Source organism: Demequina sp. (genome assembly GCF_047975725.1).
In the GTDB taxonomy this organism is placed as follows: domain Bacteria; phylum Actinomycetota; class Actinomycetes; order Actinomycetales; family Demequinaceae; genus Demequina.
In genome coordinates, this window is the sequence record NZ_JBKEED010000031.1 from 21573 (window position 1) to 43053 (window position 21481).

Annotated in this window: 22 protein-coding genes; 8 read left to right on the forward strand and 14 right to left on the reverse strand. The window is 67.8% G+C overall.

Translation table 11 applies throughout. The features are described from left to right. The first annotated feature begins 31 nt into the window (after window positions 1-31). Complete coding sequence (locus tag ACK5NO_RS11470) at window positions 32-697, forward strand: potassium channel family protein (RefSeq protein ID WP_416812811.1); 666 nt, start codon at window positions 32-34, stop codon at window positions 695-697. Continuing rightward, window positions 694-1380, forward strand: a complete 687-nt coding sequence (locus tag ACK5NO_RS11475; RefSeq protein WP_416812812.1) for a potassium channel family protein — start codon at window positions 694-696, stop codon at window positions 1378-1380. The genes ACK5NO_RS11470 and ACK5NO_RS11475 overlap by 4 nt, the downstream gene beginning before the upstream one ends. Here ACK5NO_RS11475 and ACK5NO_RS11480 read toward each other — a convergent pair. The 5 genes from ACK5NO_RS11480 to ACK5NO_RS11500 all read right to left on the reverse strand — a co-directional run bounded on the left by ACK5NO_RS11480 (window position 1298) and on the right by ACK5NO_RS11500 (window position 3953). After that, on the reverse strand, window positions 1298-1999 hold the full coding sequence (locus ACK5NO_RS11480) for a DUF3159 domain-containing protein (protein ID WP_416812813.1): 702 nt from the start codon (window positions 1997-1999) through the stop codon (window positions 1298-1300). The genes ACK5NO_RS11475 and ACK5NO_RS11480 overlap by 83 nt on opposite strands. Beyond that, the gene (locus tag ACK5NO_RS11485; protein ID WP_416812814.1) at window positions 1996-2265 is read right to left on the reverse strand and encodes an OB-fold nucleic acid binding domain-containing protein; all 270 of its coding nucleotides are present in this window, start codon (window positions 2263-2265) and stop codon (window positions 1996-1998) included. Before ACK5NO_RS11485 ends, ACK5NO_RS11480 begins: the two co-directional genes overlap by 4 nt. After that, a complete protein-coding gene (dut, locus tag ACK5NO_RS11490; RefSeq protein ID WP_416812815.1) occupies window positions 2262-2708 on the reverse strand; it encodes a dUTP diphosphatase in 447 nt (148 codons plus the stop codon). Before dut ends, ACK5NO_RS11485 begins: the two co-directional genes overlap by 4 nt. A 12-nt stretch (window positions 2709-2720) precedes the next feature. Further along, on the reverse strand, window positions 2721-3020 hold the full coding sequence (locus tag ACK5NO_RS11495) for a DUF4193 domain-containing protein (protein ID WP_416812816.1): 300 nt from the start codon (window positions 3018-3020) through the stop codon (window positions 2721-2723). A 108-nt stretch (window positions 3021-3128) separates the two neighbouring features. After that, entirely contained in the window at window positions 3129-3953 is an 825-nt protein-coding gene (locus ACK5NO_RS11500; RefSeq protein WP_416812817.1) for an inositol monophosphatase family protein, read from the reverse strand. Between the two features lie 98 nt (window positions 3954-4051). Between ACK5NO_RS11500 and sepH the strand changes: the two genes are divergently transcribed. After that, on the forward strand, window positions 4052-5080 hold the full coding sequence (gene sepH, locus ACK5NO_RS11505; RefSeq protein ID WP_416812818.1) for a septation protein SepH: 1029 nt from the start codon (window positions 4052-4054) through the stop codon (window positions 5078-5080). Here the strand turns inward: sepH and ACK5NO_RS11510 are convergent. From ACK5NO_RS11510 to ACK5NO_RS11520, 3 genes are read right to left on the reverse strand one after another with little or no spacing between them, the layout of a single operon-like run. After that, window positions 5077-5646: an RBBP9/YdeN family alpha/beta hydrolase gene (locus ACK5NO_RS11510; protein ID WP_416812819.1), complete on the reverse strand. Its 570-nt coding sequence runs from the start codon at window positions 5644-5646 to the stop codon at window positions 5077-5079. The two genes, sepH and ACK5NO_RS11510, sit on opposite strands and share 4 nt — an antisense overlap. Window positions 5647-5688: 42 nt before the next feature. Next, window positions 5689-6852: an alkaline phosphatase family protein gene (locus tag ACK5NO_RS11515; RefSeq protein WP_416812820.1), complete on the reverse strand. Its 1164-nt coding sequence runs from the start codon at window positions 6850-6852 to the stop codon at window positions 5689-5691. After that, a complete protein-coding gene (locus tag ACK5NO_RS11520; protein ID WP_416812821.1) occupies window positions 6849-7415 on the reverse strand; it encodes a DUF5998 family protein in 567 nt (188 codons plus the stop codon). Before ACK5NO_RS11520 ends, ACK5NO_RS11515 begins: the two co-directional genes overlap by 4 nt. 120 nt (window positions 7416-7535) lie before the next feature. Here ACK5NO_RS11520 and ACK5NO_RS11525 point away from each other — a divergent pair, with 120 nt between their 5' ends. Then, window positions 7536-9980, forward strand: a complete 2445-nt coding sequence (locus tag ACK5NO_RS11525; RefSeq protein WP_416812822.1) for a DNA gyrase/topoisomerase IV subunit A — start codon at window positions 7536-7538, stop codon at window positions 9978-9980. Next, the gene (locus tag ACK5NO_RS11530) at window positions 9980-10393 is read left to right on the forward strand and encodes a GNAT family N-acetyltransferase (RefSeq protein ID WP_416812823.1); all 414 of its coding nucleotides are present in this window, start codon (window positions 9980-9982) and stop codon (window positions 10391-10393) included. Before ACK5NO_RS11525 ends, ACK5NO_RS11530 begins: the two co-directional genes overlap by 1 nt. An 84-nt stretch (window positions 10394-10477) precedes the next feature. On the opposite strand, the gene ACK5NO_RS11535 is transcribed toward ACK5NO_RS11530, so the two are convergent. The 4 genes from ACK5NO_RS11535 to ACK5NO_RS11550 are packed head-to-tail and all read right to left on the reverse strand — an operon-like array spanning window position 10478 to window position 17106. Further along, the gene (locus tag ACK5NO_RS11535) at window positions 10478-13165 is read right to left on the reverse strand and encodes a phosphoenolpyruvate carboxylase (protein ID WP_416812824.1); all 2688 of its coding nucleotides are present in this window, start codon (window positions 13163-13165) and stop codon (window positions 10478-10480) included. Between the two features lie 48 nt (window positions 13166-13213). Next, a complete protein-coding gene (locus ACK5NO_RS11540) occupies window positions 13214-14527 on the reverse strand; it encodes a threonine/serine ThrE exporter family protein (RefSeq protein ID WP_416812825.1) in 1314 nt (437 codons plus the stop codon). Between the two features lie 46 nt (window positions 14528-14573). Beyond that, the gene (locus ACK5NO_RS11545) at window positions 14574-14996 is read right to left on the reverse strand and encodes a hypothetical protein (protein ID WP_416812826.1); all 423 of its coding nucleotides are present in this window, start codon (window positions 14994-14996) and stop codon (window positions 14574-14576) included. A 10-nt stretch (window positions 14997-15006) separates the two neighbouring features. Continuing rightward, window positions 15007-17106: a DNA gyrase/topoisomerase IV subunit B gene (locus ACK5NO_RS11550; protein WP_416812827.1), complete on the reverse strand. Its 2100-nt coding sequence runs from the start codon at window positions 17104-17106 to the stop codon at window positions 15007-15009. A gap of 101 nt (window positions 17107-17207) precedes the next feature. On the opposite strand from ACK5NO_RS11550, the gene ACK5NO_RS11555 reads away from it, so the two are divergent. After that, entirely contained in the window at window positions 17208-18044 is an 837-nt protein-coding gene (locus tag ACK5NO_RS11555) for a TspO/MBR family protein (RefSeq protein ID WP_416812828.1), read from the forward strand. A 9-nt stretch (window positions 18045-18053) separates the two neighbouring features. On the opposite strand, the gene ACK5NO_RS11560 is transcribed toward ACK5NO_RS11555, so the two are convergent. Together ACK5NO_RS11560 and ACK5NO_RS11565 are read right to left on the reverse strand one after the other, a co-directional pair. Beyond that, window positions 18054-18548: a GNAT family N-acetyltransferase gene (locus ACK5NO_RS11560; protein WP_416812829.1), complete on the reverse strand. Its 495-nt coding sequence runs from the start codon at window positions 18546-18548 to the stop codon at window positions 18054-18056. A gap of 1 nt (window position 18549) precedes the next feature. Next, on the reverse strand, window positions 18550-18897 hold the full coding sequence (locus tag ACK5NO_RS11565) for a hypothetical protein (RefSeq protein ID WP_416812830.1): 348 nt from the start codon (window positions 18895-18897) through the stop codon (window positions 18550-18552). A gap of 115 nt (window positions 18898-19012) precedes the next feature. Here ACK5NO_RS11565 and ACK5NO_RS11570 point away from each other — a divergent pair, with 115 nt between their 5' ends. Then, entirely contained in the window at window positions 19013-20467 is a 1455-nt protein-coding gene (locus tag ACK5NO_RS11570) for an alanine/glycine:cation symporter family protein (protein ID WP_416812831.1), read from the forward strand. Window positions 20468-20855: 388 nt separating this feature from the next. After that, the gene (locus tag ACK5NO_RS11575; RefSeq protein ID WP_416812832.1) at window positions 20856-21002 is read left to right on the forward strand and encodes a hypothetical protein; all 147 of its coding nucleotides are present in this window, start codon (window positions 20856-20858) and stop codon (window positions 21000-21002) included. Window positions 21003-21481 lie beyond the last annotated feature (479 nt).

The following is a 21481-nucleotide window of genomic DNA, read 5'->3' on the forward strand; positions in this document are numbered from 1 at the left end:
TCCTAGGCCGGCGGGTATAGCGTGGGGTCTCGTGCACATCGTGATCATGGGCTGTGGCCGTACCGGCGCCGCCCTCGCCTCTGAGTTCGAGGCTCGCGGCCACACGGTCGCCGTCATCGACCAACTCGGGGATGCCTTCCGCCGACTACCCTCCGATTTCCAGGGCCAGCGCATCACCGGCCTCGGTTTCGACCGCGACACCCTCGTGTCCGCCGGGGTCGAAGACGCCTACGCCTTTGCGGCCGTGTCGTCGGGAGACAACTCGAACATTCTGGCCGCGCGTGTCGTGCGCGAGACCTACGGAGTCGAGAACGTCGTCGCCCGCATTTCGGACCCCGGCCGCGCCGAGGTTTACGACCGGCTCGGTATCCGCACGGTCGCCCCCGTGCCATGGACCACCGCGCAGATCGTTTCTCACCTCCTGCCGGGCGGCACCGACGCCAAGTTCGTCGATGAGGCAGCCGGTGTGACGTTGAGGTCGTTCGGCTACAACGAAGGTTGGCTGGGCGCCACTGTCGAGCAGCTCGAGAAGGCCACCGGGGCCCGGGTGGCCTACGTTCAGCGCTTCTCCGAAGGAGTGATCCCCACGTCCGCTACCGTGCTGCAGCCTGGCGACGGACTGCACCTCATGATGTCGTCCGACGCCAGGGATGCGGTCACCCGCGTCCTGTCCAAGGCCCCCGGGACGCGCGCATGAAGGTCTTGATTGCAGGCGCGGGCTCCGTGGGCCGCTCGATTGCGCGCGACCTCCTCGACCACGGTCACGAGGTTGTCCTGATGGACAACAACCCCACCGGTATGCGGATCGCGCAAGTGTCCGAAGCAGAGTGGATGCTCGCCGACGCATGCGAGATGACTGCCCTTGCCGAGGCCCGTACCGAGACCATGGACGTCGTGGTGGCAGCGACGGGCGACGACAAGGTCAACCTCGTCGTGTCCTTCCTGGCCAAGACGGAGTTCGGCGTGCCGCGCACGGTCGCGCGCGTCAACAACCCCCGCAACGAGTGGATGTACGACGCTCAATGGGGCGTTGACGTCGCCGTCTCGACCCCGCGCATCATGACCGCCATGGTGGAAGAGGCCGTCGCCATCGGAGACCTGGTGAAGGTCTTCACGTTCCACCAGTCGGGAGCGTCCATCATCGAGGTCACGCTGCCCGCCGACGCCCCGGTCGTGGGTGCGATGGTGCGTCAGATCCACTGGCCCGCCGAGATCGTCCTGTCGTGCATCGTGCGTGCCGACCGCACCATTGCGCCCAGCCCTAACGACACACTCGAGGCGCACGACGAACTGCTGTTTATTGTGTCGGCTGAGGCGGATCCTGAGGAGCTGAATCAGGTACTGCGTTCCGTACCAGGAGCCACACCACCCACAACGTGAGCGCGAAGAGCGGCACCCCCATGATGAGCTTCGCCGTCCCCAGGGCGGCAACCGCATCGGCAAAGTAGAGCGGTGCCTGCACGGCCAGTCGCATCACGTACATCGCCGCGAACACGGCCGTGCCCAGTTGCATCGCGCGCATCGACCCAGGGTGGCGGCGCCACTCCATGCCAGTGCCCTTGAGCAATCCCACGACGACACCGACGAGCGGCCACCGCACGATCATTGACAGCACCAGGCCCAGTGCATAGGCGGCGTTGAGCCACAGCCCCGGCACAAAGTAGGCCCCGGCGTCCCCGGCGCGCCACGCCCAGATGGCTCCGATTCCCACGCCCACCACGCCCGACAGCGCCTGTTGGGTGCTCGAACGCTGAATCAGACGCACCACCACGAGCACGGCGACGGTCGCCACGGAGGCGATCACGGGTGCCCGGAACCCTCCCCAGATGAGGAAGGCGACGACGAACACCACGCCGGGGGCGACGGACTCGGCGAAGCCGCGCCAACCACCCATCGCCTCGGCGATGGAAAAGTCCTCCGACTGAGCCAGTTGGCTCATGCCCTCACGCGAGGTGCCCGGCTGGTCGTGAGGCGCGGTGCCGGGCGCGTCCTCGCTCATCGCAGCTCGAATGACGGGTTGTACAGGCACAACGAGGTCTCGGTCTCGCTGACCCGACCGGTGACGCTCACCCGGGCGCCGGGCTCGATGCCCGCGATCTCGCGACGGCCCATGAAGACCGCGTCGAGACGGCCCGTGCCGTCGTCGATGCGCGCGGTGAGTTGCGGCGCCGCGTCGCGCGGCTCCACGGTGATTGACACGATGCGTCCCTCAACGGTGCCGATCTCGCGCACCGCGAGGGAATCGATGGGGGTCGCCGTCTTCACTGCGACACTCCCGTCGAGCCGAACCCGCCCTCTCCCCTGTGTGAACCGGGGAGCGTGTCGACCTGGATGAAGGTCGCCCGCTCGACTCGCTGGAATACCAACTGAGCAATACGATCGCCGCGCTTGAAACGCACGGTCTCACGCGCATCGGTGTTCAGCAGGGTGACGGCGATCTCGCCGCGGTAGCCCGCGTCCACAGTGCCGGGCGCGTTCACCACGGTGATGCCGTGGCGCGCCGCCAGCCCCGAGCGGGGATGGACGAGCGCCACGTAGCCGTCAGGCAACGCCACCGAGAGACCCGTGGGGACGGTCATCCGCTCGCCGGGAGCGAGCTCCACGTCGATACGGGTGGTGATGTCCGCTCCCGCGTCTCCCGGATGGGAGTACGCGGGCAGCGGTACATCAGGGTCAGTCGTGCTGATGAGCACGTCTACGGAGGTCACGTCACCAGGCTCCTAGGCCGCGCACTCCGAGCAGATGGGCTGGTCCTTGTCGAAGGACGCGAGCTGGCTCCGGTGGTGCACGAGGAAGCAAGACATGCAGGTGAACTCGTCCTGCTGTGCGGGAAGCACGCGCACGGACAGCTCTTCACCAGACAGGTCAGCACCCGGGAGCTCGAAGCCCTCGGCCGCTTCCGTCTCGTCCTCATCGACCACCCCGGAGGCCTTGTCGTTGCGACGAGCCTTGAGCTCCTCGATGGAGTCCGCAGAGATCTCGTCGTCAGTCTTGCGAGGTGCGTCGTAGTCGGTTGCCATGTGGCATTGATCCCTTCACCGAACGTGTGTGAGTACTGAATGCACGTCACTGGGGTTTTGTTCCCCCGAGCGCAGGCATTGTGCCCCAAAAATCCGGCGAGCGCGACTCTAGAGGTTCGGCGGGTCCCATGTGCGGTCGGCGCCCGCTGAGACAAGGGCGTCGCGAAGCTCTTGCCACACCTCGGGCATGGCCGCAATCACCAGGCGTTCGTCCGGCGGTCCGCCGTCGATGTTGGCCACTCGCACCCCTGCTTCTTGCGCGATGAGGGCGCCCGCGGCGAAGTCCCACGCGTTGAGCCCGTGCTCGTAGTACGCATCCAGGTGCCCCGCTGCCACGAGGCACAAATCGACGGCCGCGGCGCCAAGCCGGCGGATGTCGCGCACCTGGTCGAGCATCGCGGCGGCGATCTGGCCTTGGCGTGCGCGGCGTTCGGGAACGTACTGGAAGCCCGTCGCGAGCAGCGTGCCTGCGAGCGCAGGCCCTTGCGTGCGGGTCAGCGGCTCGCCATCCTTGAAGGCGCCCAGCCCCGCTCCCGCTGACCACACGGTGCCGGTGCCGTCACACACCGCACCCGCTAACGCAGTCCACTGCCCTGACTGGGGCGGCCCAGACACGGCAGCCACTGACACTGCGAAGTGCGGCAGGCCGTACAGGTAGTTCACCGTGCCATCAATCGGATCCAGCACCCAGGTGATGCCAGAGGTACCCGGGGCGAAGTCGCCTTCCTCACCCAGGATCGCGTCGCCGGGGCGCAACGCGGCGAGCCGCTCCCGCAGCAGCTTCTCGGCCGCAAGGTCCATCTGGGTCACGATGTCGCTGTCGGAGGACTTCGTGTCGTGAACGGCGGCATTCGCACGGCCGTCGATGATGAGTTGGCCTGTCTCGCGCGCGAGAGCGCGTGCCGTGGTGAGTAGCGCGGTGGTGTCGGTCATGCTCACCATCGTGCCGCATCGGCGCTACGGCCCGTGAGGTGTCCGGCACGCCGGGGCCGTAGCGGGCGAAGCAGGGACCACCGTGGCACCCTGGGGGCATGACTCGAGTGTCCCTGGTGCGTGCCGCTGATGACGGCGAACACCTCATCCTGTCGACCGAGGACGGCGAGCAGTTCGAACTCGAACTCACCGACGACTTGCGCCGCACGGTCGCTCTGACGCGACCCCGCGTGGTGCAGGAGTCGGATGACCCCACGAAGTCGAGCCTCACGCCGCGCGAGATTCAGCAGCGCATTCGCGGCGGCCTGAACGCGCAGGAACTGTCCGAGCTCACCGGGGAGCCTTTCGAGGCCCTCGAGCGCTATGAGGCGCCCGTGCTCGCGGAACGCGCCTACATCGCAGAACTCGCTCGCTCGACGCGCATTGGGCGCGACGCTGGCGCCCCCGTGTTGTCTGATTTGGTGACGGACCGCCTCGCGAGCCGCGGCGTGGACCCCGAATCGGTGGTGTGGGACGCGTGGCGCGAGCCCGACGAGCCGTGGAAGGTGGCCGCGGACTATCGCGTCGAGGGGCGCAACGTGCGCGCTCTGTGGGTATTCGACCACTCTGCGCGAGCAGTGACGGCGCAGGATGACGAGTCCCGGTGGCTCACCGAAACTGAACTCCTCGACGTCCCGATCCCCAAGCGTCACTTGAGCGCCGTCAAGGCCGTCGCGGACGACGCCCCCCTCGACCAGTCGCGTCCGCTGATGCCTGTCGCGAACGATGCCGAGGACACGCCACCCACCGAGCCGTCTGCGACCGAGCTCCTGCTCGAAGACCTCCACGTGCGCCGCGGTCAGCGCGAGCGGATCGACGAGGACGACTTCGACTTGGACGAGGACGACGACGACGAGGAGTTCGAGGGCTTTGGCCCCGCACAGCGCGTGCGCGAAGCGGAAGTCGCCTTTGGAGAGCGCTCCTCCGGTGCCTCCATGCCGCACCCTGCGGGTTCAGCGCGTCGCGATGGCGCGGCCAACGACGACCAAGCGAAGGACGAACCCAAGGATGAGGCCCGCCCGGCCCGTCGAGGGCGCGCCTCCGTGCCGAGCTGGGACGAGATCGTCTTCGGGGCCAAGCAGGACTAAGCCCGGGCGAGTTCCTCGAGGAACGTCAGCCCCTGTGCCCACTCCCCCAGGCCCGAGTCAGCGTTGATATGCCCGGCCGCGCCCACACTGTGGAGCCTGACACCGAGTAACTCGGCGACGTGCTCGGCATGGGAGTACTCACCGTAGGGGTCGTCCTGACTCGCGATCAGGGTCGCCGGAACGCTCAGTGGTCCGCGCACCGCATCGGCAAAGGGCTTGATGACAGCGGGCGCCTGTGCACGCCCGGCGTCGGGCGGCGCGACGAGCAGCGCCGCTCGCGCCCCCGTGGGATGCACCGTCATCCAGGCCGAGGCCACGATGGTCCCCAGGCTATGCGCCACCAGGATCGGCGGCTCGTCGACCGCTCGTACTTCGCGGTCTAGCGCGGCAAGCCAATCGTCGAGCGAGGGGCGGTCCCAACTCGCGGGCGCGAATCGTGACGCCCGCGGGTGTGCGGCCTCCCACCTGGTCTGCCAGTGACCTTCCCCCGAGCCGCCGAGCCCAGGGACGATCACCAGTCGAGCATCCGCCGTGGCGACGCCAAAGGACACTGAGGATTCAGCCATGGCGCGAGTGTAAGACCCACTCGGCCCTGGCAGAAGAGCTGCCTAGTCGGCCAGCAGCAAGGGAACCTCGAGCTCCTCAGGGGTGAGGGAGCCGTGCATCCCCACGAGTTGAAGCGATTGCGGGGTCTGAGTGCGGGAATCGACCACCGTCGCACGTCCCGCCATCGCCACCACCACATCGCCGATGCGCGGCTCGAGTTCCGGGAGGATCTCGCCAAACAGCCCCAGTGCCTTGGCCTCGTCCCTGGTCCACACCGCCGCATGCCCCTCGAGGCGCTCACGCCAGCGGCTTGCCACTGCGACCGGGTCCGCACCCGGTTCAAGGTGGACGTGAACGGCCCGTGGCTCGCCCGCGATGATCTCGACATCGCGGCACAGAGCCGGGTCGGTCGCCACGTCCCAGCGGGGGGCGCCGGGAACGTCCACCATGCCGTGGTCGGCCGTGACCACCATGATGGCGCCCTTCGGAAGCGAGGCCGCGAGTCTGCGCAACTCACGGTCAGCGTCCTCGAGAGCGGCCACCCACTCGTGGGAGCCCCAGCCATGATGGTGCCCCGCCGCGTCGATCTCACCCCAGTAGCAGTACGAGACACCCGGCTTCGATGCGGCAGCAACGGCCACGTCGATGCGGTCGGCCAACCGCTCAGCGCCTATGAACTGGCCGCCGCGCAGCACCGCCTGGGTGAGCCCCGACCCCTGGAACCGGCGCTTGCCGAGCGTCGTCACTTGAAATCCCGATGCAGCGGCTCGCTCGAGCAACGACGGCTGCGGCTGCCATTCGAGCGCGGGATCGGCGCCCTCCCACGACACGAGATTGGCGAGTTGTCCCGTGCGGGGATTGCGCGCCGTGTAGCCCGTCATGCCCGTGCGACCGCTGGTCTGGCCCGTGCCAAACAGCGCCAAAGATGCGGCGGTGGTCGTGGGGTAGCCCGCGGTGATCGTGCCTTGCTCGGCGTTGCGCAAGAAGGGCGCATGGCCGCGCCTGGCCTCAAGGTTGTGATGCCCGACCCCGTCAAGCAACACCACGACGACGTGGCGCGCACGGGGAATGCCCAAGCGCACGCGGTCTTCGTCGGCGCGCCGGCCCGGTACCACGTGCGCCGCGCCCACGGCGGCCAGCGCGGCGGGCAGCACGGCGCCAAGTTCGCGCCCGCCGTAATCAGGCAGACGGAGCCCTAACGCGCTGAGCTCAGCCAGGGAGGTCACCCACGCGGCCCGATCGAGCGCTGCAAGACGGCAGCGAAGTCCTGCAGTGCGCGCACCGAGTCCTGGCCGTCTGCGATGGCGCTCACGCGCACCAGCGTGTCGTCCCCCGTGATGCCGCCCGTGTAGCCGTGGTCGGCCTCGCAGTTCTCGTCTCCGCAGCCCGCGGGTTCGAGCTCGATCCGCGAATGCACGCCCCAGCCCACGGCGAGCACCAACTCGGCAGGAACGTCGTTGTCGGCGAAGCGCTCCGGGTGATGCACCACGTGTGTCATGGCGAGGTTGGAGATGCCGCTCAGCAATGCGGTCTCCACCGTCGCCGACGCCTCGTGAGTGCCCTCTGCGCCGTGTCCAGCGCCGTCGTCCATGTGGACGCGCAGCAGGCGCGTGTCCGTGATCACCAGAATGGTCATGTGGCGGCGCACCGCGCGGTCGTCGAAAGTGGTCTCGGCGTGCACAAAGTGAGCCTTGACGGACTCGTCCGCGATCGCGTGGCGGAGCACTGACGTGGCCAGTGCGGGGTAGTATCCAGCGACCGCGACGGCCTGATCCAGCGTGTGAGACATGGTGGCCATTGTTCCACCTCACACGTGGGGTGACCACCCGCGCCGCGTGGCACCCCTGGGGTGTCAGCGTCTGGCGAGACAATGGCCCGCAGCTTTGACCGACCATCCTGAAGGAGAGACATGGCGGACGCCACCGACGGGCAGATCGTCGACATCGACGTCAGCGCCGAGATGGAGGCCTCGTTCCTCGAGTACGCCTACTCGGTGATCTACTCACGGGCGCTTCCTGACGCCCGTGACGGGCTCAAGCCCGTGCAGCGACGCATCGTGTACTCGATGGGCGAGATGGGCTTGCGCCCCGACCGCGCGCACGTGAAGTCTTCCCGCGTGGTGGGCGACGTGATGGGTAAGCTCCACCCCCACGGCGACTCCGCGATCTACGACGCCCTGGTGCGCATGGCGCAGCACTTCTCGTTGCGCCTGCCACTCGTGGATGGACACGGTAACTTCGGCTCGCTTGACGATGGCCCCGCTGCGTCTCGTTACACCGAGGCCCGCCTCGCCTCGGGAGCGATCGCCATGCTGGCCGACCTCGACGAGGATGTCGTCGACCGGGTCCCCAATTACGACAACAAGCTCACCCAACCCGAGGTTCTCCCGGCGGCGATCCCCAACCTGCTGGTCAACGGTGCCTCCGGTATCGCCGTGGGTATGGCCACCAACATGGCGCCGCACAACCTCATCGAGGTCGTCGCGGCCGCGCGCCATCTGCTCGCCAATCCCCGTGCAGAACTGTCGGAGCTCATGCGCTTCGTGCCAGGTCCCGACCTCCCAGGTGGCGGCAAGATCGTGGGACTCGAAGGCGTCCGTGAGGCTTACGAGACGGGTCGCGGAAAGTTCATCACCCGTGCGACCTCTCGCATCGAGAAGGTGTCGGCCCGCCGCCAAGGCATCGTCGTCACCGAACTGCCCTACCTGGTGGGACCCGAGAAGGTCATCGAAAAGATCAAGGACGGAGTGTCCGCGAAAAAGCTCGAGGGCATCATCGCTGTCACCGACCTCACCGACCGCAAGCACGGGCTACGGCTCGTCATCGAGATCAAGAACGGCTACAACCCCGAGGCCGTGCTGGAGCGCCTGTACAAGCTCACGCCGCTCGAAGAGTCGTTCTCGATGAACAACGTCGCGCTCGTGGATGGGCAGCCCCGCACCCTTGGCCTCAAGGAGATGCTGCAGGTCTGGATCGACCACCGCATCACCGTGGTGCGCCGCCGTAGCGCCTCGCGCCTGCGCGCACGGCAGGACCGCCTGCACCTGGTCGACGGTCTGCTCATCGCCATCCTCGACATCGACGATGTCATTCAGATCATCCGTTCGTCCGAGGACGCGTCCGAGGCCCGCGAGCGACTGCGCACCGCCTTCGACTTGTCCGAGCTCCAGGCCGACTACATTCTTGAACTCCGCCTTCGCCGCCTCACGCGGTTCTCTCGGCTCGAGCTCGAAAACGAGAAGGCGCAGCTGCTTGCGGAGATCGCCGAGCTGCAGGAGATTCTCGGGTCGGACTCCGTCCTGCGCGACGTGGTCGGGTCCGAGATGGACGCCGCTGCAGCCGCCTACGGCACGCCCCGTCGGACGATCCTGCTCGCGGAGGCAGGCGCGGTCTCTTCGGCCGCCGCGATTCCGGGCAAGGGCGCGAGCAAGGCAGCGGCGGTCTCGCTCGAGGTCGCCGACACGCCCTGCTTTGCACTCATGTCCGTCACCGGCCTGGTGGCGCGCACCGCCGACGAGACCGAACCCGTGCGCGACGGTCGCCGCAGCCCTCACGATGTCTTGCGCTCCGTCGTGCCTGCCTCTGCACGGGCCGACGTCGGCGTGGTCACCTCCGCTGGCCGTGTTGTTCGCCTTTCCCTGCTCGATGTGCCCGCGCTCGCGCCGACGAGCGAGCCGCCGTCACTCGGTGGCGGTAGTCCGCTGGCCGAACTGGTGACCCTCGACAAGGACGAGGAGGCCGTGGCGCTGGTCCCGCTGGACTCCCCCGAGCCTCTCGCGATCGGCACGGCGCAGGGCATTCTCAAGCGCGTCAAGCCTGAGCCCGCGCCCAGCAAGGATGCCTGGGAGGTCATCTCTCTCAAGGAAGGCGACCGGGTCATCGGCGCCGCCGTCGCACCCGACGGCGCGGATCTGGTGTTCGTGTCCGACCAGGCAGCGTTGCTGCACTTCGAAGCCACGCAGTCGTCTGCGCGCCCGCAGGGCCGCACCGGCGGAGGCATCGCAGGCATCAAGCTGCCCGAGGGTGGCACCGCCGTCTTCTTTGGCGTGATCACCAGCCCAGACGATGCGGTGGTGGTCACCATCGCAGGTTCGTCGACCGCCCTGCCGGGCACGGTGCCGGGCAGTGCGAAGGTCACCCCGCTCGCGGAATACCCCACCAAGGGTCGTGCGACCGGTGGCGTGCGCGCGCAGCGCTTCCTCAAGGGCGAAGATGGCCTTCTGAGCGCGTGGGTGGGCACCGCTCCCCCACGCGCCTCGTCGGGCGCGGGTCAGGCCGTCGACCTTCCCGAGGAGCACGGCCGCCGCGACGGCTCCGGCACCACGCTGGCCGCGCCGGTCGCCGGCATCGGCTGATGAGTGTCGTCTACGCGCGCGAGGACAACCTGAGCCTCGACGAGTACCTCGACCTGCTCGAGCGCTCGACCCTCGCGCAGCGTAGGCCCGTGCACGACCGTGCAGCGATGGAGGGCGCACTGCGGGGCTCCTCCATCGTCCTCACGGCCCGTCAGGACGGCGTGCTCGTGGGCGCTGCAAGAGCCGTCACGGACTTCCATCTGGCCTGTTACCTGGCCGATCTCGCGGTCGATGCGGCCGCCCAGGGCACCGGCATCGGCCTCGCGCTGCAGCGCGAACTCCGGGACCACTTAGCGGTGGGCTGCAAAATCTCCCTCACGGCCGCTCCCGCGGCCGCGGAGTACTACCCCCGCATCGGCTACGAGCCGAATGACCGGGCGTGGGTGTTGCCGCCAGAAGCCCCTTTGGGCTGACCAGCCGCCAGCCACTCACCCGCTCCCTTTTCGAGAAAATGGATCCATTTTCTCGAAAGAGGAGCGAGGGGGGTGGTCGCCGGATCAGCCCGTGTTCTGCAGGCCGGCGGAGACTCCGTTGACCGTGAGCAGCAGCACGTGGCGAATCTGCGCGATGGTCGTCTCGTCGATGCCCTCGGCGGCTCCCGTACGCAGCGCAGCAAGTGCGCGCACCTGGATGAGCGACAGCGCGTCGACGTAGGGCGAACGCAGCTGGACCGCTCGGCCCAGCACTCGACGGCCCGACAGCGGGAACTCAGCGCCGGTGATCTTCAGCACCCACTCGCGCGTCAGACGCATCTCGTCGAGCACCATCTGTGCCAGGTCTTCGCGGTCGCCGAGCGCGAGGTAGCGTTCGGCGATGTGCTCGTCGGTCTTGGCCAGCGACATCTCGATGTTGTCGATCAGGGTCGCAAACAACGGCCACTCAGCGTAGGCCCGCTGCAGCTCGTCCAGGTCGCCGTTGTCGGCCAGCGCGGTGCCCAGTCCGTACCAACCGGCAAGGTTGATGCGGGCCTGGCTCCAGGCAAACACCCACGGGATCGCACGCAGGTCATCGAGGGAGTTGACCGACAGACCTCTCTTGGCAGGACGTGAGCCGATGTTGAGCAGGCCCACCTCCTCGAGGGGCGTGACCTGCGAGAACCACTGCGGGAAGCCGTCGGCCTTGACCAGCTCGTGGAATCGCGCACGCGACGTGGCGTCGAGCCTGCTCGCGAGCCCGGCATACTGCCTGGTAGCACTGTCGTTGTGGGCTTCCACCGACGGAGAGGCCTGGAGCAACGTGGCCGCGGCCACCTCCTCGATGTGCTTCTCTGCAATCACGGGGTCGCCGTAGCGAGCGAGGATGACCTCACCCTGCTCGGTGAGCTTGAAGCGACCCTCGACCGAGCCCGGGGGCTGGGCGAGCACCGCGCGGTTGGCGGGGCCGCCGCCACGTCCCAGCGCACCGCCACGACCGTGGAACAGCGTCAGCGCGATGTCGTGCCGCGCGGCCCATGCGGCGATGCGCTCCTGAGCGGAATGCAGCGCGAGCGTCGCGGCCACCGGTCCGACGTCCTTGGACGAGTCGGAATAGCCCAGCATGACCTCTACCCGCCGGCCATTGTCCGCCAGTCGCTGCTGCACCACTGGCAGCTCGAGCATCGCTTCAAGGATGTCGACCGAGTTCTCGAGGTCCTCGAAGGTCTCGAACAGCGGCACCGCGTCGATGACGGGAGCGTCGACCTGGTCGCCGAAGGCATGCTCGGCGAGCTGATAGACGGCAGCGAGGTGCTCGGGGGCCTGCGTGAACGACACGATGTAGCGTCGTGCGGCGCGGATCCCATAGCGCTGCTGGACCGCGCCCACGGCACGGAAGGTATCGAGGACCTCTTTGGTGCGCGGCTGGAGTTCACCGTGCACGCCGTTGGTGGCGATGTCAGCGAGGGCCTCCTCGTGCACCTGCGAGTGCTGACGCACCTCGAGTTCCGCGAGGTGGAAGCCGAAGGTCTCGACCTGCCAGATCAACTGCTGCAGGTCACCATAGGCAGCTCGGGCGGCGCCGGCCTCCACGAGCGAGCTCTGCACCAGGGCGAGGTCGGCCAGCAGGTCGCCGGGCTGCGCGTACTGCAGGTCCGCGTTGCGGGCCTGCGTCGCAGCGATGCGCGCCGCGATAAACAGCAAAGCCGCGCGGTGCGACTCGCGGGGCGCCTCGTAGTCGCACTCGGCACTGAGCGAGGCGTCGATCTGCCCCTGGCGCTGGCGCAGCGCCAACAGCGCGGTTGACGGCACCGTGGACGAGTCGTCGAGCGTCACACGTCGTGCGACGCCACGGGCGGACTTCTCGAGAGCACGGAGCGCGTGCTCAGAGGCAAGCGCGGCAGCGGCTCGCGTGACCTCGGCCGTGACGTTCGGGTTGCCGTCCCGGTCACCACCGATCCAGCTGCCCAGGCTCACGAACGGGCGCGCCAGCGGCTGCACGCGCCCGGCGTCGCCGTCGAGCAGGAAGTCGTCCAGGCGGCGGTACACCCGGGGGAATGTCTCAAACATGGTCGAGTCGAACACCGCGAGAGCGGAGCGCACCTCGTCGAGCACCTCGGGCTTGGACGCTCGGATCAGCGACGTGCGCCACAGCGCATCGATCTCGGCGAGCAGTGCACGGTCGCTCTCGGCCCTGGTGGTGCCACCGAGCTGCGAGTGGTCGCGCTCGACCAGCAGGTCGGAGATCCGGCGCACGGCACCGGAGACGGCGCGGCGGCGAGCCTCAGTCGGGTGCGCGGTCAGCACAGGACGGAACTCGAGGGCCTGGACGCGCCGCAGGGCCTCGTCCCGGCCCACCTCCTCGGCAAGCTGCTCGAACGCGCGCGACAGCGAGTCGTCTTCCGTCAGCGACGAGGCCTGGCGCTGGCGCACCACGCGCACGCGGTGGTGTTCCTCAGCGAGGTTCGCCAGATGGAAGTAGCACGTGAAGGCGCGTGCGACCTGCTCGGCTCGCCACAGCGAGAACGTCGAGACCAGCTCGACTGCTTCATCGAGGGCGGCCGCGCCGTCGGCGCTGCGCACTCCATGAGCACGAATGGTGAGCTCGCGCAGGCGCTCCACGTCGTCCAGCAGGTCTTGCCCGCCGGATTCCATGATGACCTGGCCAAGGAGACCACCCAGCAGACGCACGTCGTCGCGCAAGGGGTCGGGAATGGCGTGGCGAGCGAGCTCGCGCTCCGGCGGGGTTTCGGGCGTCGGGTTCTCTGTCACGAAACCGAGGGTAGCGGTCGATACCCCCTGTTCCCCAACCGTTCGCGCTCAGCGCAGACGTTCAAAGGCCCATTCACGGTCGGTGACCAGCTTGGCTCCCACGAGACCGACCATGATCGACAGCATGATCAGGCTCACTTCGAGGATGGTTGCGGCTGCGCCAATGTAGTCGCCCGAGTTCAAGGACACGAGCGCCTCATGCGCGGACACCCCGGGGATCATGACCAGCACGGCAGGCACAGAGACCGTGATGTGCGGGAAACGACCCCCGCTCGCTGCGGCTGCGGCGAGCACGCCCACACCCAAGCATGACAAGGCGGTGGCGGCCTGGATGGGCGCGCCGGCATCCACCGCAAACAGGCGCGCCGCGTTGGCGACTCCGCCGATCGCCGTCGCGGTGAGCGCGATCGGTAGCGGACTATTGAACATCAGCGCGAAGCCCAGCACGCCGACGCCGCTCGCGACCGCCCACATGGTCAGTTGTAGCCACAGCGCCATCTGAGCATCGGGCCGCACGACCGTCGACAGCGGTTCGATGAGCGACACGCCCCAGACGCTGACGGCGGCGGCCATGGTGATCATGGTTCCGTAGGCGATGCGCTGAATCCCGGCTTTGAGATCCAGTTGCGCCATGTCGAGCGCGCCAGTGATGAGCGCGAAGCCTGGCAGCAGGAACAGCACGGAGGAGATGTAGCCCGCAGCGTGGGTCTCTACCGCCTCCCCTGTGGCGCCGATCGCCACAATGCCCAGCACGTACACCGAGGCCGAAACGGCGGCCGCCACGAGCGTGGTGCCAAAGGGGTTGAAGTGGCGGTGGGCGAGCGTGCGCCTGGCCCACTGCCCGAGCGCGGCGGCCACGAACACGATCGCGACCTCCCAGGCGAGCGCGTGGTTGAGCACCGCGAAGGCCGCACACGCGACGCCCGCGAACATCGAGTTGGCGAACCCGGGATACAGCGCTCCCCTGGCCTCGATCGCGTCGAGTGCGCGGTGGACCTCGTCCGCCGTCGTCCGCTCGGGCAGGGTGCGGCGCATGCGGTCCAGGTGTGCCAGGCGATCCGAGTTCACGGCAAAAGACCGGTTTTCTGCGACCTCGGTGCGGAAGATCTTGCCCCGGTGCGACGTCGCGGAAATGTCCGTCATCGACACGTGGTTGGTGTGGTGGTCGATACCGAGCGACTGCGCGACGGCCCGCATCGCTTGCTTCACGCGATAGCTCGCCGTGCCCGACGCGAGCATGAGCTGGCCGGTACGAATGATCACCCGCGACTGCTCGATCAGCGACACTGGCTCGAGGCTCTCTTCGACCTCGTGCACTGATCGCACGCGCTCCTCATCGTATGGCTGATCGGTGTGACTCACGTGGCCATTGTGTCAGCCGAGGTCCCAGACCTGGCGGTGGGAGGTCCTAGTGCAACCGGCCGATGCGCCCGCTAGCAGGGCTGCCGTGTTCACCTGGCGAGCCACTCGCCAGGGTGGTCAGGCGCGCGTCGATGACGGCCTCCCATTGGCGTGCGCTCCTACGAGCCTCCATCACGCCGAGTGCAGCAAGCGTGCCGAGCGCGACGGCGCCGAGTGCCAAGGCCGGCCTGCGCGCCGCAGTCGCCGCGACCACGCCGCCGGCGGACATGACGATCATGCCGCTCACCGCGAAGTACGAGCGCGCGTAGGCCTTCATTTCGGCGAGGGCCTGAGCGTCCGCGCACGCCATGATCGCGTCAACGTCCTCGTGCTCAAGAGCGCGGGGGCCCCGGACCGAAGCCCCCATGTGAGGCAGTCCAGCCTCGCGCTCCAGGTACGGGAGCGTGGGATACGGGGGCCTGAGGTCCATGCGCGGCCCGCTAGGCGTCGATCCGGCTCAGGTCGAGCGTCTCCGCTCCCGCGATGATGAAGTCGCGGCGAGGAGCCACTTCATTGCCCATGAGCAACTCAAACACGCGCTCTGCAGCCTCGGCGTGCTCCGCGGTGATGCGACGCAGCGTCCGGTGCTCGGGATCCATGGTGGTCTCAGCGAGCTGGTCGGCATCCATCTCGCCCAAGCCCTTGTAGCGCTGAATATCCTCGTTGTACTTGCGACCGGAGCGCTTGAGTTCGCGCAGCGTCTCCGTGAGTTCCTTCTCGGAGTACGTGTAGATGTACTCCTTTTCACGACGGGGCGAGCCCTTGACCTCGACACGGTGCAGCGGCGGCACAGCGGCGTACACGCGACCGGCGTCCACCATGGGTCGCATGTAGCGGAAGAACAGCGTGAGCAGCAGGGTGCGAATGTGGGCGCCGTCGACGTCCGCGTCCGTCATCAGAATGATCTTGCCGTAGCGGGCCTGCTCGAGGTCGAATGTACGGCCCGATCCAGCACCGATCACCTGGATGATCGACGCGCACTCGGCGTTGTGCAGCATGTCCGTGACCGAGGCCTTTTGGACGTTGAGGATCTTGCCTCGAATGGGCAGCAGCGCCTGGAAGTCGGAGCGGCGCGCGAGCTTGGCGGTGCCCAACGCACTGTCGCCCTCAACGATGAAGAGCTCGGATTGCTCGATGTCGTTGCTACGGCAGTCGGCGAGCTTCGCGGGCAGTGAGGAGGTCTCGAGCGCGTTCTTGCGTCGCGAGATCTCCTTCTGCTTGCGGGCCGCCACGCGTGCCCGCATCTCCGCGACGATCTTTTCCATCACGATGCTGGCCTGGGCCTTGGTGTCGCGCTTGGGCGAGCCCAGGATCGCGCCCAGCTCGGTCTCGACCACCTTCGACACGATGGCGCGCACGGGTGCGGTGCCCAGCACTTCTTTGGTCTGACCCTCGAACTGCGGCTCAGGGATGCGGACCGTCACGACGGCGGTCAGGCCCGCCATGATGTCGTCCTTCTCGATGCGTTCCGCACCGTCCTTGCCCGTGAGCTTCAGACGCCTCGCATTGGTCTCGATGACCTTGCGCATCACCTTGGTCAGGCCCGCCTCGAATCCCGCCTGGTGCGTGCCGCCCTTGGGCGTCGAGATGATGTTGACGAACGAGCGCACCTGCGTGTCGTAGCCGTTGCCCCAACGCAGCGCCACGTCGACCACGCATTCGCGCTCGACCTCTTCGGACACCAAGGTGCCGTCGTTCTTGAGCACGGGGACGGTCTCCCGGTAGGTGCCGGTTCCCTTGAGCTCCCACGTGTCGGTCATCGCGGTGTCGATGCCAATGAAGTCGACAAAGTCGCGCGGGCCGCCGTCAAAGCGGAACGACTCCTCGGAGGGCTCAAGCGGATTGCGCTCGTCGCGCACGGTGAGCGTCAGCCCGGGGACCAGGAAGGCGGTCTGGCGTGCCCTCGTGATGAGGTCTTCGAAGGTGAAACGCGCGCTCTTGTTGAAGATCTGGCGATCCGCCCAATAGCGAATCCGCGTGCCGGTGCGGTTCTTCGCCACCTTGCCGACCACGTCGAGCGAAGATCCTGTGACGAACGGCGTGAACTGAGAGTCAAGGCTCGGCGCGGTGACGGTGTCGCCCCAGCGCCCTGGCTCGCCACGGCGGAAGGCCATGTGGTGGGTCGCTCCCCCGCGGTCGACGTAGACGTCGAGCCGCTCGCTCAGGGCGTTGACGACGGATGCGCCCACGCCGTGCAGGCCGCCCGATGCGGCGTACGAGCCGCCGCCAAACTTGCCGCCAGCGTGCAGCTTGGTCATGACGACCTCGACGCCCGTCAGGCCCGTCTTGGGCTCGACGTCGACCGGGATGCCGCGCCCGTGGTCGCGGACCTCCACCGAGTCATCGGGGTGGAGGATGATCTCGATCGTGTCGCCGTATCCACCAAGCGCCTCGTCGACAGAGTTGTCGATAATCTCCCACAGGCAGTGCATGAGACCACGGGAGTCCGTGGTGCCGATGTACATGCCGGGTCGCTTGCGCACCGCCTCAAGGCCCTCGAGGACGGACAGGTGTCGTGCGGAGTAGTCGGATGCTGCCACCCGGAAAGGATAGGCGGCTGCACCGACACCGCTGACCGTGCCGCGCCGGGCGAGGAACAGCGCGACCCCGCTGAGTGTTGTCGCACGCGGGAGGCAACAGCATGACGACGACCCACACAGAAGCAACCACGGCGGATCGCACCAGGCAGGTCGTGGTTCTCGCGGGCGCTGCCCTCGCCATCGCAGGCGCGGCGTGGGGGTCCGGGGCCTTCGGCGGCACCCCCATTGAAGATGCCGCGGGAGGAGCGCTCGCCGCCGATGCCACCCTGCTGGCACCCGCATCGGCCGCCTTTGGGATCTGGTCGGTGATCTACGTGGGGCTTGCCGCCTTTGCGGTCGTGCAAGCGTTGCCCTCGCGCGCGAACGACGAGCGCATGCGAGCCGTCGCGTGGCCACTGCTGACGTCCATGGTGCTCAACGCCGCGTGGATCGCGACGGTCCAAGCGAACGCGCTGTGGGCGTCCGTCCTCGTCATCGCGGCGCTCGTAGCGACGCTCGGACTGGTGGTCCGGCGGCTCGTGGCCATCGCACGCACGAGCCTTCTCGATGCCGTGGTCACCGACGTCACCACTGGCCTCTACCTGGGATGGGCCTCCGTCGCGACCGCCGCCAACGTTGCCGCGTGGGGTGGCGCGATGCTCGATGCCTCCCCCGGTGACGGCACCGCGTGGGCGGTAGCGGTGCTCGTGGCTGTGAGCGTTATCGCTGTACTGAGCGCCCGCGCGACGCGGTTCGCGCCGTGGGTGTGCGTCCCCCTCGGGCTCGCGATGGCCTGGGGCCTCGGGTGGATCGCCTACGGTCGCGCCGAGGGTGAGCCGCAGAGCCTGGCGATCATGTGGGCGGCCGGCCTCGCGGCGTGCGTGGCCTTTGCGGCGCCCTTCGCCTCACAGGACTTTCGCTCCGACCGCAGGCTCGCCTCTGCCGACGACTCGCGTTAGCCAGCGGCGCTACAGTCCTTCACCCACAGGCCGAGGAACGTCCTCGCGGCCCCGCACGGTCATCATCGCGATGTTGTCGCTCTTGACCCAGAAGCCGAGCTCTTCGTACAGCTGCCGACCGAGTGGCGTCGCGTGCAGTTCGATGACCTCGATCCCCAGGCGATCCGTCTCCTCGAGGAGCGCGTCCATCACCGCGCGGGCGTAGCCCTTGCGCTGATGCTGCGGCGCGGTCGACACCCACTGGATGTAGCCCGCGAAGTGGGCGCGGGCACCCGGCTTGGGCAAGCGCGGCGCAATGTTGACCAACCCGCAACACGCGAGCCCGCCCTCGGGCGCGTCGACGACCATCCCGATGAGGTCTTTGCCAAGCCGGTCGCGCACCGTCTGCGTGGCGTCGACCGCCCACGTGGGCGTGGGCTTGGCACCCACAGCCTTATACATCAGGGCGCCCAGGTGGACGATCTCCGCGGCATCCGCAGAGGACGCTAGTCGCACCTGAGTCATGTCAGTGCCACACCACCGCGACGGCAATGTTGACGACGGTCAGGATGCCGGTGAGCAACCAGAACAAGCGGGCACTGTCACCGTCGCGCTTGGCGCCCACCTCGGCCAGCCCCGCGACGGCCAGCGCAACCGCGACCTTGACCGCGATCTTGACGTGGTTGAGATCGCCGTCACCCATCTCCGCAAGGCCCACCAGCAACAGGCCCGTCACAATCTGGGCGCGTGCACCCCACACCATGGTGGTGGTGACGCGCTTGGCGTCCGCCCTCCACTGCTCCAGGAAGGGCCCAAGAATGGCCGCGAGACCAATGAAGTGGGCAATGATCAGGATGTACCGTGCGACGTCCACGAGGGAAGCTCCTTGTCGAAGATGACCGGGTTCGATGCTACGGCACCTCCGTCAGGGCCGATGCGCACGCCGTGCACGCGCGCTGGCACCTTTCGTGGCACTACCGTTTCTTTCCATGGGCCAGTTCGAGCAATGGATCACCGCAGCCGACACCTGGCTATGGACCTGGCTGGTGCTGCCGCTGGTCGCAGTGCTGGGCATCTACTTCACGTTGCGCACAGGAGTGGTGCAGGTGCGCATGCTGCCGCGCATGTTCTCGGGCCTCACCGACCGTACCCCCACCGACGCCGACGGCAAGCCGCAGTCGCTGTCCGCGTTCCAGGCCTTCACCGTGTCTGCCGCCTCCCGGGTGGGGATCGGCAATATCGCCGGTGTGAGCACGGCGATCGCGCTCGGCGGTCCTGGCGCAATCTTCTGGATGTGGATGATGGCGTTCATCGGTGCCGCCACCAGCTTTGCCGAATCCACGCTGGGTCAGCTCTTTAAGGTCCGTGATGAATCGGGCTTCCGTGGAGGCCCCGCGTACTACATCGAGCGAGGTCTGGGGACGCGCAAGCTCGGCATCGTCGCCGCCGTCGTCCTCATCGTTGCGGCGCCCCTGGCCGTCACGTCGCTGCAGTCCTTCACGATCGCCGAGACCATGCACGCGGAGATCGGCTCCGACTCCCCCGTCGTCATCGGCGCCGTGGCCGTGGCGCTGGCCACGCTGACGGCCCTCGTCGTCATCGGCGGCGCACGCCGCATCGCATCGTGGACGCAGTCGCTTGTTCCCGCCATGGCGGTCCTGTACCTGGTGCTCGGGATCGTCGTCGTGGCGCTCAATGCGGAGGCCTTGCCCGGTGCCGTCAGCGCCATCATGACTGACGCCTTCGGCGCTCAGGAGGTCGCCGGCGGCGCCATCGGCACCGTCATTTTGGTGGGCGTCCAGCGAGGGATGTTCTCGAACGAGGCGGGGTTCGGCACCGCCCCCAACGCCGCTGCGGCCGCCGCGACCACCCATCCCGTCAAGCAAGGACTCGTGCAGTCGCTCGGCGTGTACTTCGACACGTTCGTGGTGTGCTCGGTGACAGCGTTCATCGTGCTGGTATCCAACCCCGACCTCGACAACGCGCCCGCCGGGATTGCCCTCACGCGCGAGGCAGTGATCGCCTCCCTGGGGTCGTGGTCGGGGGCGTTGCTCGCCGTCATCGTGCTGCTGCTGGGCTTCAGCACCATCTTGGGCCTGTACTTCTACGGTGACGCGAATGTCGAGTACATCACCACCCGTCCAGCCGCTCGACGGGTGTTCCAGGTGCTCGCAGTGGGCTCGGTGCTGGGGGGTGCGCTCGCATCGGCCTCCCTCGTGTGGACCTTGGCCGATGCTCTCCTGGGCCTGCTCGCGATCATCAACCTGATCGCGCTCGCGTTCCTCGCTCGCCACGTCTTTGCGCTCTTGAAGGACTTCAGCGCACAACTGCGCGAAGGGCGCGACCCGGTGTTTACTCGCGACCGGCTCCCCGGGGTCACCGGGATCGACTCGTGGGAAAGCGAACAGTCCGTCACCGGCCTGCCTGCGCAGACTCCTCGCTGAGGCCCGCTCGCTGGCGGCCGGCCGGGAAGCACGACGGCCGCCCCACGCGAACGTGGAGCGGCCGTCGGATCAAGCGTGATTAGTCGAGGTAGTCGCGCAGTCTCGGCGACTATGCGCTGTGCGTCGCGACCTACCCAGGGGACGTCACCCTGCAATCCACGGGTCTGCCCCAGCGACTGACCCGCACCGCGCCGAGAAACGCCACCACACAGCGGGACGTCACCGCGCGGTCAGTACCTGAGGGGCTACTTGTGTTGGCCGGACACGGCAATCCGGGATCGGTCCGTGGGAGTCCGGGGAGGGGTCAAGCCCGCACCTGCGCATGCACGGACCAATGTCACCGACTCGAGGTACGAATGACGCACCCGAGGAGCACCTAAGGGGAATCATGTCCAAGTCGAAGACTGCAACCGACCTGCTGATCGGGGTCGAGTACAGCCCTAGGACGGTTGAGGAAGTGGTGGCCGAGGTGCTGGCGCCGCATGGGCTCGCCGAGCGGCCCGCGCGGGCCACGAGACGCGATGACATCGACTAGGACGGCACGGGCAGTGCATGGGTGCGCAACCTCCCGACAGTCGCGCGTGGACGGTGCAAGACCTCGTCGCCCGCGCGGATAATCGCCGCACTCGATTGCAGCGGCAGTTCGACGGCGAGGATGCGATAGACACCGATCACATGGCAAGAATCGCATGCGCACTCGACGTTGGGGACGACGCGATCCTTGGCGGACTACCATCAGGGACCGAGCGCAACACCACGCCTGCGCCCGAAGTGGTTCTGGGGGCCCCGTATACCAAGCCGATCGCGACGGACGGGCCATGCCGGCCGCCTAGTGCGCCCACTGCGACCGACCAAGCGGGCCAACCAGGACAGAGCGCCAGGACACCCCTCACCCGGCGGCGACGGCTATGTGAGGGGCGTTGTTGTGAATCTGGCCGCCAACGACGCTGTATGCGCTTGCCTCGGGCGGGTAGTCGAAACTCCAGCCGCGACTTGCGCGGCCTCACCACCGTC